This is a genomic window from Campylobacter concisus, assembly GCF_003048575.1.
GTDB classification, from domain to species: Bacteria; Campylobacterota; Campylobacteria; order Campylobacterales; family Campylobacteraceae; genus Campylobacter_A; species Campylobacter_A concisus_U.
The window spans coordinates 1-13,591 of sequence record NZ_PIRZ01000003.1 but is presented as its reverse complement, the minus strand read 5'-3'; the positions used below and the strand labels follow the sequence as shown (position 1 = coordinate 13,591).

The window sequence follows — 13,591 nt, the reverse complement described above, 5'->3', positions numbered from 1 at the left end:
TCCTAAACTAAAAAGTAGCCCACAGCAAGTATGGCACAAAGATAAATTAGGATATAAAGCGTATAGACGTTTGTGTATCCGCTTTGAACGATGCCTAGTTTATCAGCAAATTTCATACACCATTTGATGACTGGCTCATAAAACATTCCCCACCAGATATCTTTTGGATGGTTGTGATATTCAACCGCGTCAAAATAATTTCTAGTAACGATCTTTTTATCAGCTCTAAATAGCCATTGCATGATCTTTCTAAGGTCACCAGTAAATGGGCCACCTGTCATTTGCATACGTGAGCTATATTTAAAGCCACAAGCCCAAGGATCAGTTTCGCGTGGTTTATCTCTGTTTGCTTTCATAACAGCAAGGATGATAAATGGCAAAATCATAGTCGCACATAAAACTAAAGCGATAAGCGGAGTTGAGATCATACTGCCTATTGGTGAAGTTACATTTATAGCTCCAAGGCTAGCTTTATAGTCGCTTATAGCGATAGAATTTACAGCTTGCATGATGTAATCAACTATGTAGTTTGCGCCAAGACCAAAGCCAACGCAGCCTATCATTAGGATGATCATACCAAGAACCATGCCTATTGGACTCTCTTTAGCATTTTCCCAAATTTTTTGATCTCTTGGAGTACCTGCAAAGATAACAGCGTAAAGTTTGAGGTGCATACCGACCAAAACGCCTGTTAGCGCAAGAGCTACGACGCCAAGCGTAAATGCATATCTAACTAATGTTCCCTCGCCCATCGCGCCTTGAAGCATACCTTGATATGTAAACCACTCTGAAACAAAGCCATTTACTGGAGGTAAAGCTGCGATACCCATGATACCTATAAACATACCAAGGCTTGTCCAAGGCATCTTTTTAGCAAGACCGCCAAGGATGTCCATATTTTGTGTATGAGTAGCGTGGATGACTGAACCAGCGCAAAGGAAAAGCAGACCTTTAAATATAGCGTGGTTAACTACGTGGTAGCAACCTGCTAGAAAACCTACTGCTGCAAGTGTTAAATTTCCAGCTGCAACGCCGTAAATTCCTGTGCCAAGACCTAGCAAGATGATGCCTATGTTCTCAACTGAGTGATAAGCAAGCAAAGCCTTGAAGTCGTGTTGGCAAAGAGCGTATAAAACACCAAATAGTGAGCTAGCTGCACCAAGAGCGAGTATTGTAAGACCAAAATATGTGCTAAGTGGCAAGTAAAGTGTAAATTTAACTAATGTAAATAGAGCAACTTTGATCATAACGCCTGACATAAGGGCTGAAACGTTTGATGGGGCTGCTGGGTGAGCTTGTGGGAGCCAAACGTGAAATGGCCACATACCAGCTTTGCTACCAAATCCAACCAAAAACAGTATAAATGTAGCAACAGAAGCGCCAAATGGCATCTTAACACCCATGAACGCACTAAATTCTGTACTTCCTGCATAGTAAGCAGTGATAAGCAAGCCACAGGTGATACAAAATGCACCGATTTGCGCGATGCCAAGATATACCATAACTGCTTTAAGTGTATTTTTGCCATCATTGACAATGATAAGAAATGATGAGATAAGAGTCATAAGCTCCCATAAAACGACAAAGCAAAATACATTATCAGCGCTAATTACTAGAAGCATTGAGAGTATAAATGTATTAAACAAACATGCAAATACGCCAACGTTTGCTTTTTTGATGTACTCATCTGCATAGCTCATACCATAAACGCTACTTGCAAATCCGATGAAAACAACGACAAAGCTAAAGAAATTTCCAAGTGGATTTAGCGCAAATTTTGGCGAATACAAAAAGCCATCCATAAGAGCAAAGCTATCGCTTACTCCCATATTTGCAACAAAGTGACACATCGCATAAAAACAGCTTAAAGCACTTAGACCAAAACCAACCTTTACAGCGGCCTTTGGAGCACAGTAGAGCAAGATGCTAACGACAGCACTTACAAGAAATAGCATATAAACCGTAGTCATCTTATGCTCCTTGTCCGTTTAAAATTTTAGTAGCAAATTTATTCGCTGCCTCGTAATCTATCCTCTTGCCAAGTTTATGTTTGCCCTCTTCAGGATCGATCATAACAAGAGCACTCGTTGGACAGACATCAACACAGGCCGGTCCGTTCTCACGACCAAAACACATATCGCATTTAACAGCGATATTTTTTGCACCTGATTGTGACTCTACCTCAAGGTTATATTTTGGCTCGACAGCGTAATTTACTGAAGGCATAAGCTCTGCACTTGAGCTTATCGCACCGTAAGGACAAGCGATCGTGCACATCTTACAGCCTATACAAATTTCCTCGTGAAGCTCGATGCAATTATCATTAAATCGCAATGCTCCAGTTGGACACACATTCGCACAAGGACCATCGTCGCATTGTCTACACTGAGTTGGCATAACGCCAGTAGCTTCTCTTAGCACACTTAGCCTTGCACGTGACAGCTTGCCGCGTTCATAAGCGCTCTTAAAACATGCAGCCATGCAGGTTGCACATCCTATACAGCGTTTATAATCGGCAATCACAAATTTATGTTTTTTCATAAATTCCTCCCATTAAACAAGGCTAAACTGCCCTGCTCACTTTTAAAGTGATGGTTAGTCACCAAAATAGAGATAGTTAAATTTTTATTTAACATCTCAAACGCTCCTTCCTAATTTTTGTAATAATTCTATAACTTACAATGAATAAATTCCGTCATCTATCTGACAAATTTTGTATTTTTAAAATTAAATTTTTATTTTATATATTTTTAAGATTATCTAATTAATATCGATTTTTAGGTGTATCTATTTATTAAAGGATAATATTTATTAATAAAATTTTCCTATAAAGAGTAAAAATATCTTAATTAAGTTTAAATTTACAAGTTAATTATTTAAGCTCAGGCTAATTAAATAAAACTGAAATTTAAAAATCTAAAATATAATCCGACCTTTAAATTTAAAAGGCTTTTTATGGAAATTTTTATTGTCATAGTTTTGTTTATTGTTGCAGTTTTTATTTTTATGAAATTTGCCCCAGTTTTTGGTGGCGTGCCAGATATTAAAAGCCAAAAGCTGATAGAGGCTTCGCCAAATTTTAACGGCAAAATTTTTATAAATTTAGAGCCAACGATTGATATGGTAAAAAATAATTCACAAGCATCTATGTTAAATTACATTCCGCAAGCACTCTTTCCACCAAAAGGCAAGCTGCCAACTAAGCCTTTGCCAAATTTAAAATTTGACGCAAATGCCCTCAAAAATGGCGAGTTTATCTGGCTTGGGCACGTTAGCCTCATCTGTAAGCTTGATGACAAAACCATCGTCACAGACCCAGTTTTGCACCGAGCATTTCCACTACCAATTGGCGGCAAGCCCTTTGCTTACGAGCATACTATCACCGCTAGTGACTATCCAGATGTGATCGATATCGCCCTCATCTCGCACGATCACTACGATCATCTTGATTACAAAACGATACTTGAGCTAAAAGATAGAATTTGCAAATTTCTAGTGCCACTTGGTGTAAAAGCTCATCTTGTAAAATGGGGCGTTGATGAAGACAAAATTTTTGAGTTTGACTGGTTTGGTGAGCAAAAAATAGGAAATTTAAACTTCACGTTTTGTCCTTCAAGGCACTTTAGTGGGCGCACATTTAAAAGAAATACGACGCTTTGGGGTGGCTGGGCGGTTGAAGAGGCTGGCTTTAGCTTTTATTTTAGCGGAGATGGCGGATACGGCAAGCATTTTAAGATGATAAATGAGAAATTTGGCAACTTTGATCTAGTTTTCATAGAAAATGGTGCTTACAGCGATGGCTGGCCTTACGTGCATATGAAGCCAGAGGAGTCAGCGCAAGCACTAAAAGATCTTGGTGCAAAGTTTGGCGTACCGGTGCACTGGGGCAAATTTGATCTATCTTATCATGCTTGGGATGAGCCGATCAAGCGTTTTGAAAAGGCAGCGACAAAGCTTGAGCTAAACTACGCAACGCCGATGATCGGGGAAGTTTTCACCACCCAAAATCCGCCTAGAAAAAAATGGTGGAAGGAAATTTAGGAATAAAATTTGCTGTAAATTTTAAAATCCAAAAGGAAATGCAGATGAAAATTTCTGAAAATTTAGCAAATCTAAAAAATGTCATCGATAAAGCTGCAAAAAACGACCTTGATATGAGCGCAACTGGAAGCTTTTTACAAAATTTAGAAAAAGCAAATAAAGAGACTGAAAAAATTTATAAACAGCTAGAAAAAGAGCTAAAAAGCGATGCGCAAATGTTTAAACAATTTGACTTCATGCAGATGATTACAAAGCTTCAATACGGCAACCTAAAGCCAAATGAACGTGAAAAACTGCTCAATAAAATGAGCAAGATCGCCAAGGAAATTTAATTTTAAATAGGCTTGATGTGGAGCTAAATTTTACTATTTTTGTGAAATTTGGTGAGTTTTGGTGAGTGTTTGCTTAAAATAAATTTATTTAAATAGCAACCGTTAAAACTCAGATATATTTCTATTTTCTACCGAAACGCTTATATATTCATAGCTCACATGGTAGCATAGACATACTACTGCTTTAGGTTTTTAGGCAAATTTTTAAATTTCATAAACGAGTAATTTTGGCTTTGATTTTAGTGGCAAGCCTTGCGGGACCTAAAATCAATAGTGAATTCTTACGAGAGAATGAAAGTTTAAAATTTGTAAAGCATATAGACCATATAACTAATATTCTTTTATTAAGGGAGAAGGGAGCTTAAATTACGAAGTCACTCCCTTCTCCCTTAACAATCCCTCTTCCCTGACACGTTCAAGGGGCATGCTCTAGTGCTAAAGCACTGCATGCAGTTTTTGTTAATTTCAATCAAACTTTAATGAGTAATTTCGGTTCTAAAATTTGAGCTAAGCGGTAAGTGAAGCTAGATTTTAGTAGTCAGCTCTTACGAGTGAATGAAATTTTAAAATTTACAAAGACAGCTTGATTAAATTTGTAAAAGAATAAATTTAGAGAATACCTATTTATATATGTAAATTTACCAGAGAGGGTTTAAGAGCCAAAGAGGCTCTTAAATTTTAGTGTAGTTCGCTCCAAACTTTGCGTTTCCAAAGCCAAGCAAAAATTCCTAATATAAAGAAGTAGATCATGACATAAAGCCCTGTACTCTCGCGCTCAGCCTTCTTCTTGTCACCTACTTTTTGGATATAAGCTACTACATCGTCTTCAGCGGCTTTATTTAAACCAACTCTTGGCATTGCAGTGCCTGGTAACATCTTTTGAGTATCATTTATAAATTTATGTAAATACTCAGCACCTTTTGAGCGGATCATCATAGATAGATCAGGTGGATTTGAGCCCATATAAGCAGCAAGGCTTACTTTGTTGCTAAATGCATATTTTTTGTCATATTTTATATCATGACATCTTTGACATGCATCAGCGAAAACCTTTTCTTCAGTGATCTTATTATTTGCCTTTTCATAATCAGCAGATACCTTTTTCAAATAAGCTACTATATCGGCAATCTCAGCATTTATATCACCACCAGCACCCATAAATGCGGTCATCGGAAATGGATGCTCGTCGTTAAATTTATGAGTTAGCTTTAAAGCCATATTTGGATTTTTAATGAGTGCAGCCAAGAATTTATCGTCATAAATTTTACCAGCGGTACTAAGATCTGGTGGCACTACACCAAAGCTTTGACTAGCTGTCTCAGCATCCATACCAGCTGGCATACCTGCTGCTTCTATACCGTGGCATCCTGTACATCCAGCTGCTACAAAAGTATCAGCACCCTTTGTAGCGTCACCTTTTGTAAGATCAATAGAGTTAATGTCATTCCAAAATGCTGTATAGTCATCAAGAATTTTTTGTGCTACTTCTACATCTTTTGTAGCCGCATCTATACTTGCCTTATTTCCACTAGCCTTAGCAGTCTCAAGTGCTGTCTTTTTTTGCTCTAAAAAGTGCTTTGCATAGTCAGTATCTTCTTTTGAGAAGTTGTACTCAGCATTTGCAGTGTGTGGATGAAGCTTTGTGTGAGCATAAGGCTCGATACCCCAATATAAAACACCTGAAAGAATAACAACAATGGCAAAAATTTTAAGCTCTTTCATAATTAGCCCCTCTTTCTTTCAAGTATTGTTATAACTGGCAATGCAATTATAAATAAGAACAAGAATAGCAATGATGAATAAAATCCTATCCAGTCATTATAACCACCTGTTGGGAGCTTGCCATATATAGATAAAACGATAAGATCGACAACTAAAACCCAAAACCATATAAAAAATAGTGGTCTTTTGTGAGCTGGAGCTACAAGGTCGCTTCTATCAAGAAGAGGTATAAGCATAAATGCAACACCCGCAAACGCAAATGCAATAAGACCGATATTATAAGCAGAAATTCCAGCTATATCAAAGAAGAAGCCACGTAAAATTTCATATTGCCACAAGAAGTACCACTCTGGGTAGATATGTGGTGGAGTTTTTAGTGGATTTGCTGGCTCAAAGTTGATAGGATCCATTGCAAAGTTGAAGTGATAGCAAACAAGGTAGATGACAAATATCATAAAGAATGATACATACATAAAGTCTTTTGCCAAAAATCCTGGCCAAAATGGTATAACTTTAGATTTTGCTCTATCGCCGTGTAGATACTCTTGTGCCTCTACTTCAAAGTCTATATCTTCGCTTGTTAGGTTATTAACGTGTGGAACTCTTAAAGAGTAGAAGTGAATAACCAAGACAGCTATCGTTACAAGTGGCAATAAACAAACATGAAGCATAAAAAATCTAGTAAGTGTTGAGTCACCAACTGCGTAATCACCTCTAATCCACTCAACTAAAGCGTCACCAATAACTGGTACACCGCCAAAAAGCTGAGTGATAACAGTTGCCGCCCAGTAGCTCATCTGTCCCCATGGAAGCATATAACCACTAAATGCCTCTGCTGAAAAACAGATAAATAGCACCATACCACTTATCCAAATGACCTCTCTACCTCTTTTGTATGAACCATAGTAAAGTCCAGTAAGCAAGTGAATATACATAATAAGAAATATCGTAGAAGCTGAAACTGCGTGAATATGACGCCAAAGCCAGCCATACTCGACCTCTTGCATGATAGTATAATTTACACTATCAAATGCTAAATTTACATCTGGTTTGTAATACATTAAAAGTAAAAAACCAGTAACGATTAAGAGCATAAAAAGCGTTGTTAAAATAACACCCATTGCCCAAAGGAAATTTATATTTTTTGGAATCCAGTATTCGCTAACTAGAACCTTCATAAGTTTTGTAAAAGCTAGGCGTTGATCAAGCCAGTCAATAACGCCAGTTGATTTATGAGCTAAAGACATTGCTATCCTCCTAAGCTTTTGCTACTAATTTTTCGTATTCTGGGCTTGTTTCGCCTAGAACTAGCTTGGTTCCATCAATCTTAAATGGTGGTATATCAAGTGGTCTTGGAGGAGGTCCGTATGTTTGCATTCCGTCGGCATTAAATTCGCCGCCATGACAGGCACATACAAACATTTGTTTGCTTGCTTTATACTCAGGTATACAACCAAGATGCGTGCAAAGTCCGATAAGAACTACGTATCTAGCATCCCCTACGACAACATCTCTTTTGTCATTTTTAGCCATATCAGGACTTTTTTTAAGGATGAAAATAGGCTTTTTACGCCACTCAACCTGCCTCATTTCTCCATCTTTGATCGGACTTAGATCAACTGTTGTGAAACCAGCAGCTTTTACACTTGGAAGCGGATCCCAAGTCTTTTTAACAGCCACTAGTGACATAGCGCCGCCGACAGCTGCCACAGCACCAAACGCAAGGCCGATAAAGCTACGTCTTTCTTGCTTTACTGACATTAAATTCCTTTCTATAAATAAATTCTTAACGATTATACTCTCAAAAAATTAAAAAAGTATAATCTCTTTATGCAATTTGCAAAAATAATGTTACTTTAAGCTATAAATTCATATTTTTTAAATAATTTTAGAAATTTATTTTAAAGCAACTTCTTTGTTTTCTAATTTAATAAAAATAATAGTCATATACAACAGGCCAAATAAATAATTTTAAAACCTAGTTAATTCACAAATCATTATTTTATAGAACATATGATATTATTAGAACATTATTCCAATAAAATACACATGGCTTTATTATATCAAAAGAGAGAGCAAATGGATGAAGAAAAAATAAGAGAAGAATTAAAATACACCCTTGAGACTGAGCCCTCAAATTATTCAAAAATTTTAAAACTATCATCTGAATTATCTAAATTCGATGAACACAATATACGTTTTTCTATAGATGCTGGGATAATAAATAGATTAGGCAAAGAGCTCGTAGCTAGACATGAAACTGCTGTATCCGAACTGGTTAAAAACTCTTATGATGCTGATGCAAAAAAAGTTAAATTAACCTTTATTGATTCATTTGATGTTGGCGGTGTTCTTATTATCAGTGATGACGGTGTTGGTATGACCAAAGATCAATTAATAAATGGTTTTATGCGGTTGGCATCAAGTGATAAAATTCATTATCCGTTCTCTCCAATATACAAAAGAAAAAGAGCCGGTCAAAAAGGAATAGGTCGTTTTGCCGCCCAAAGACTTGGAAGACAATTAACAATAATAACACAGACGGAAAATTCCAAGCAAGCACTTGAAGTAACTATAAACTGGGATGATTTTAAAAACGATCAAGATTTAATATTTATTGGTAATAAGATAGAATTTAAAGATCGAATGCCAAACAAAACAAGCGGAACAAAATTAATTATAAAGGATCTAAGAGATAAATGGACAGAGCATCAGATTAAAAGGGTTTATAGATATGTGTCTGAAATTTTACAGCCCTTTCCTCTTGCAAAAGTAAAACTAAAAACAGAAGATCCAGGGTTTAAGCTTATATGCAATAAAAAAGAAAGTGATCTTACTGAAGTAATCGCAAATGACAATACAATGTTTTTTGAACATGCCTTAGCTGAAATAACAGGCTTTGTTGATGAAAATGGGTATACTAAAATAAGCATCGAGAGCAGAAAATTAAATTATAGCGTTAAAAATGCTATTTTAAATCAAAACAACCAATATAAAGAAATACGAAATATTTTTCTAAAAGCATATTATTTTGTATATGGAGTTTCAGATATACCATCTCAAATTGAATCTTTTATTAGAGAAAAGGCTAAAGAGCTAGGTGGCATAAGATTATATAGAAACGGTTTTAGAGTTCTTCCTTATGGTGAAAATACAAAAGGGATTTCAAATGACTGGCTGGGCCTAGATGCTTCTGTGAGAAGAAGAACGATCTTGCCTACTCATGCAAACATTAACTTTTTTGGTTTTATAGAGATAAATGGGCAGGATGACAAATTTGAAGAGCTTTCAAGCAGAGAAGGATTGCTTGAAAATAAAGCTTTTGTGGAGTTAACAGATTTTGGTTATAAAATTTTAACAGATGCAGCAATCAAAATAGCTTCAGAGAGAGGCGTGAAAACAAGGACCAATGAAAAAAATTGGAAAAAAGAACCTGAAGAAAAAATTTCAGAAATAATCGAAGAATTAGAAGATATAGCATCATTTAGTGAAGATGAGCAAACATCCGATTATAAAGAAGACAATGATGATATAAAAGAGAAGTTAAGTAGTGTTACTCAAAAACTCAAAGAAGCTCATGAAGAGCAAAGACAGAAGCAAAAAGAGTTATTAGAAGAAAAGAATCTTTTAAGAATTTTAGCAGCTTTAGGGCTAACAATTGGAGAATTTATTCATGAAATAAAACAATACCAAGCTGTTTTGGAAGCAGATATTGAAAATATTAAAGAGTACATAAACAAAGCAGGCGGAGGCCGTGAGGTATCTGATAGGATTCGTGAAAATCTTAAAAGTCTATCAACATATACATCTTATTTTGATGAAACTATTTCGGAAAATGTTCAAAGAGAATTGTCGCCAGTTGAACTTGAGTCGGCTGTTTTGACTTTTAAAAAAGCCATACAGAATGATTTAATAAAGCGCAAAATATTGTTTAATTATGAAGCAAAAGAAGCCTTGTTGTATACTTGTCCAATGCATAAATCAGAATGGGCTTCTATTTTATTAAATCTTTATACAAATGCTAGAAAGGCTATACAAAAATCCAATAGAGGAAATGGTAATTTATATATTGAAATTGGAAGTACGCAAAAAAATGTATACTTAGAGTTTTCAGACAATGGAAATGGGATTCCGCTTGAAAATCGTGATAAAGTTTTTAATCCTTTTTTTACAACAAGTGCGCCAGTTGGAAAAATTTCAAGAAATTATGAAGAGATGACAGGAACTGGATTAGGGTTAAAAATAGTAAAAGATATTATTACAGGTTATGGTGGAATAATATATGTAAAAGAACCTATTGAAGGATTTAGCACTACATTTAGAATAGAGTTACCATGGAAGAAAGGGTATTATGAGTTTTAAGTTCTTATATATCGATGATGCGAGTGATCAAGTGACTAAAGGATTAGCAGAAAGACTGTCTTCTAAAGAGTTAGGATTATTGGTTGAATATGAGCACGTAAGTATTTTTGATAAATTTAACATACAAGACACTATAGACACAATAAGTCAATATCAAGGATTAATTCTTGATCTTAGATTAGACAATGAACCTTATGATGGTAAAAATTTTCCTTTTACTGCAACAGAATTTGCTCAGCATATAAGAACTTTAACAACTAAAGGAGAGTTAAAAATAGATATTCCTATTATTATTTTTTCAACGGAAGCAAAATTAAAAGACATATATTTTAAAGATATGACAAGCAATAATCTTTTTGATAGATTTATTATGAAAACCCAAATTTCTGATTTGGTATCAAAGAAGTTATATTCACTTGCAAATGGCTATAAGAGAATAGCCGAAACAAAAGAGTTTGAAGATTTACTACAAACAAACATAAAGGCACTGGACGAAAGATTTTTTAGTAGATTTAACGAAGAAACAATTCCTGTTCACGAGTATGCACAAGTAATATTAAAAGATTTAATTTATGCAAAAGGATTTTTGATAAATGAGCAATACTTGGCTGCTAGATTAGGAATCGATATTGATAAATCCGAAGACTGGAGTAGCGTAAAAGAGCTTTTTAAGGAGGCCAAATATACAGGGGTATTCTCGGATGGATGGAATAGATGGTGGATGCATAAAATAGATGAGATATTTGAAAAAATAGCAAGCACTTATTTATCATATTTAAGCGCAAAAGACAAAGTTGAGATTTTCAAAAATAGAGGCATAAAAAATATTGTTTTTCCAGAGCCTATTAAAGGAAATTCTAGCTACAGATTTTGGACGGTTTGCAAAGCTTTGGAAAGACCACTTGATCCAATAGAAGGATTTAAAGTATATACTCGTAATGAGCCAAAGCCTTGGCAAGAATACGAATACATATCATTAGAGGCGTTGCTGCATCCTTATTCTTTGCAGGAAAAAAATATAAAACCACATCCTTCCGAGTTAGATGGTATTAGTTTTGCCATTAAAAATGTGAGAAAATAATGAATTATACCGAATATATAAAATGCCTGCGAGAGTTTAAAACTCTTTTAGAAAAAGAAGGGTTAAAATTTATAAATTTAGATTCCGCAATATCAACAATCAACAATTATAAAGACTTGAAATATGAGATAAAGCCGCCTATTAGAATAGAACTCAATGGCAAATTTCCCAAAAGACTATCCCGGACAAACACAGGAGTACTGGAATTAGAATTTGACTTAAAACTTCATGGTAGTTTTCAAAATTTAATTGACGGCAAAGATCCTTTTGATTCATATGGATTAAATATTGTAATCTTTGGCTTAAGCGAATCATCTGATAATATTTTAGTGAATGCAATTCACCTTGATAGGCATGACGGTACTCAATCAAATACTGTACATCCATATTATCATTTTCAGTTTGGTGGAAACAAATTAAAAGAACACGTTAAAGAATATGGGCAGGTTTTAATTTTAGATTCTCCAAGAATCATGTATCATCCTATGGAATTTATTTTGACGGTTGACTTTATAGTTTCAAATTTTTTACCAGGAACTTGGGAAAAATTAAAAAAGGAAAATGTGTATATTACAATTTTGAGAGAAATGCAAAAATTGTTTGTAGAGCCATATTTTAGATCGATTACCAATTTTTTTCATCATACTCCGAGCCAATGGAAATACGATGAGCTTTATCCTCAATTAGTTTAGGTAAATACAGTATATGAATCAAAAAATTTTTAATTATTTAAAAAGGTACAATAGAGAAATTCTTCCTATAAATAGGCTCCTTGTTTCTACATATGTATATTTAAATAATCTAAAAGTAAACAATAATAAGAAAATACTCAAACTAATTATATGTAAACAGAATAAAGATGAGTATAAATTTTTAAAAGAGTTTATGTTTTTGGTTAGAGAAATTAAAAAGGATTTTACTTACGAAGACCTTCTTGAATTGTTTGAATTTGTAATTTCTCCATCAGACAAACTGGTAAATGGGGCAGTTTACACACCTATAGACATTCGAGAATTTATAACTTATGAAGCATTTAAGCAACATAATAATATTGCAGACATATGCAATTTTAAAATAGCGGACATATCATGTGGATGTGGTGGATTTTTAATAAATGCATCCAAATATATTAACAAAATTACTGGTAAGCCATATAAGGAAATTTATAGAGAAAATATATTTGGATTAGACATTCAGTCATATAGTATAGAAAGAACAGAAATATTGCTATCATTATTTGCTATAGAGCATGGGGAAGAGGACGAAGAATTTGAATTTAATTTATATTGTGCTGATTCTTTGGAATTTGATTGGTATAAAGAAAATAGTCAAATAAAACTAAGTAACGGCTTTGATATTATATTGGGCAATCCTCCATATGTCTGTTCTAGAAATATGGACAAGAAAACAAAAGCCTTGATCTCAAAATGGAGTACTTGTAAAATAGGCCATCCTGATCTTTACATACCATTTTTTCAAATTGGATTTGAACTTTTACGACCAAAAGGAATTCTTGGATATATAACTGTAAATTCTTTTATAAAAAGCCTTAATGGGCGAGGAATAAGAAGTTATTTTCATGAAAAACAAGTAGATTTAAAAATTATTGACTTTGAAGATGAGCAAATTTTTAATTCAAGGACAACTTATACAGCAATATGTTTTTTATCTAAAAGTCAATCAAATGTGGTTAGATATCTGCCACTAAAAAAATTTCAACTAAAGTATGATTTTAAATATCATGAATATCTGTATAGTGAGTTATCCGTTCAAAATGGTTGGTATTTTAAAAATAAAACTTTAGTTGAAAAAATTGAAACTATTGGTACTCCATTGGGAGATATATATAATACAAAAAGCGGCATTGCTACTTTAAAAAATGATATTTATATTTTTAAGCCAGTAAAGGAAACTTTAAAATACTATTATATTGATACAAGCACAAAAATAGAGAAAGAAATTTGCAAGGATATAGTAAATTCTAACCTTTTAACTAAAAGTGATCAAATTGATAGTTTTATTGAAAAGATTATTTTTCCATATGATTACGATG

At 34.2% G+C, this 13,591-nt stretch carries 11 protein-coding genes; 6 read left to right on the top strand and 5 right to left on the bottom strand.

Annotated elements, in window-relative coordinates:
• Positions 1–2: 2 nt before the first annotated feature.
• Positions 3–1,970, bottom strand: a complete 1,968-nt coding sequence (locus CVS84_RS04215; RefSeq protein ID WP_107691303.1) for a proton-conducting transporter membrane subunit — start codon at positions 1,968–1,970, stop codon at positions 3–5.
• A 1-nt stretch (position 1,971) separates the two neighbouring features.
• Positions 1,972–2,541, bottom strand: coding sequence for a 4Fe-4S dicluster domain-containing protein (locus tag CVS84_RS04210; protein WP_103577080.1), 570 nt, complete (start codon positions 2,539–2,541; stop codon positions 1,972–1,974).
• Between the two features lie 414 nt (positions 2,542–2,955).
• On the opposite strand from CVS84_RS04210, the gene CVS84_RS04205 reads away from it, so the two are divergent.
• Together CVS84_RS04205 and CVS84_RS04200 are read left to right on the top strand one after the other, a co-directional pair.
• Positions 2,956–4,041 carry an MBL fold metallo-hydrolase gene (locus CVS84_RS04205; protein WP_107691302.1) on the top strand — a complete coding sequence of 362 codons (1,086 nt, stop codon included), beginning with the start codon at positions 2,956–2,958 and terminating at the stop codon, positions 4,039–4,041.
• Between the two features lie 44 nt (positions 4,042–4,085).
• Positions 4,086–4,373 carry a hypothetical protein gene (locus CVS84_RS04200; protein ID WP_021091759.1) on the top strand — a complete coding sequence of 96 codons (288 nt, stop codon included), beginning with the start codon at positions 4,086–4,088 and terminating at the stop codon, positions 4,371–4,373.
• A 678-nt stretch (positions 4,374–5,051) separates the two neighbouring features.
• On the opposite strand, the gene CVS84_RS04195 is transcribed toward CVS84_RS04200, so the two are convergent.
• From CVS84_RS04195 to petA, 3 genes are read right to left on the bottom strand one after another with little or no spacing between them, the layout of a single operon-like run.
• Entirely contained in the window at positions 5,052–6,095 is a 1,044-nt protein-coding gene (locus CVS84_RS04195) for a c-type cytochrome (protein WP_107691301.1), read from the bottom strand.
• A 2-nt stretch (positions 6,096–6,097) separates the two neighbouring features.
• The gene (locus CVS84_RS04190; RefSeq protein ID WP_084041924.1) at positions 6,098–7,342 is read right to left on the bottom strand and encodes a cytochrome b; all 1,245 of its coding nucleotides are present in this window, start codon (positions 7,340–7,342) and stop codon (positions 6,098–6,100) included.
• A 10-nt stretch (positions 7,343–7,352) separates the two neighbouring features.
• Positions 7,353–7,856, bottom strand: a complete 504-nt coding sequence (petA, locus tag CVS84_RS04185; RefSeq protein WP_021091707.1) for a ubiquinol-cytochrome c reductase iron-sulfur subunit — start codon at positions 7,854–7,856, stop codon at positions 7,353–7,355.
• Positions 7,857–8,174: 318 nt separating this feature from the next.
• Here petA and CVS84_RS04180 point away from each other — a divergent pair, with 318 nt between their 5' ends.
• The 4 genes from CVS84_RS04180 to CVS84_RS04165 all read left to right on the top strand — a co-directional run.
• Complete coding sequence (locus CVS84_RS04180; RefSeq protein ID WP_159070065.1) at positions 8,175–10,457, top strand: sensor histidine kinase; 2,283 nt, start codon at positions 8,175–8,177, stop codon at positions 10,455–10,457.
• Positions 10,447–11,538: a hypothetical protein gene (locus CVS84_RS04175; protein ID WP_107691299.1), complete on the top strand. Its 1,092-nt coding sequence runs from the start codon at positions 10,447–10,449 to the stop codon at positions 11,536–11,538. Before CVS84_RS04180 ends, CVS84_RS04175 begins: the two co-directional genes overlap by 11 nt.
• Entirely contained in the window at positions 11,538–12,230 is a 693-nt protein-coding gene (locus CVS84_RS04170) for a hypothetical protein (RefSeq protein WP_107691298.1), read from the top strand. The genes CVS84_RS04175 and CVS84_RS04170 overlap by 1 nt, the downstream gene beginning before the upstream one ends.
• A gap of 13 nt (positions 12,231–12,243) precedes the next feature.
• Positions 12,244–13,591, top strand: a 1,348-nt coding sequence (locus CVS84_RS04165; protein WP_107691297.1) for a class I SAM-dependent DNA methyltransferase, incomplete at its 3' end; no start/stop codon positions are given.

Coding starts and splice junctions, on each gene's coding strand:
- CVS84_RS04215 (WP_107691303.1), bottom strand. CDS start 1,970: ATGACTACGGTTTATATGCTATTTCTTGTAAGTGCTGTCGTTAGCATC.
- CVS84_RS04210 (WP_103577080.1), bottom strand. CDS start 2,541: ATGAAAAAACATAAATTTGTGATTGCCGATTATAAACGCTGTATAGGA.
- CVS84_RS04205 (WP_107691302.1), top strand. CDS start 2,956: ATGGAAATTTTTATTGTCATAGTTTTGTTTATTGTTGCAGTTTTTATT.
- CVS84_RS04200 (WP_021091759.1), top strand. CDS start 4,086: ATGAAAATTTCTGAAAATTTAGCAAATCTAAAAAATGTCATCGATAAA.
- CVS84_RS04195 (WP_107691301.1), bottom strand. CDS start 6,095: ATGAAAGAGCTTAAAATTTTTGCCATTGTTGTTATTCTTTCAGGTGTT.
- CVS84_RS04190 (WP_084041924.1), bottom strand. CDS start 7,342: ATGTCTTTAGCTCATAAATCAACTGGCGTTATTGACTGGCTTGATCAA.
- petA (WP_021091707.1), bottom strand. CDS start 7,856: ATGTCAGTAAAGCAAGAAAGACGTAGCTTTATCGGCCTTGCGTTTGGT.
- CVS84_RS04180 (WP_159070065.1), top strand. CDS start 8,175: ATGGATGAAGAAAAAATAAGAGAAGAATTAAAATACACCCTTGAGACT.
- CVS84_RS04175 (WP_107691299.1), top strand. CDS start 10,447: ATGAGTTTTAAGTTCTTATATATCGATGATGCGAGTGATCAAGTGACT.
- CVS84_RS04170 (WP_107691298.1), top strand. CDS start 11,538: ATGAATTATACCGAATATATAAAATGCCTGCGAGAGTTTAAAACTCTT.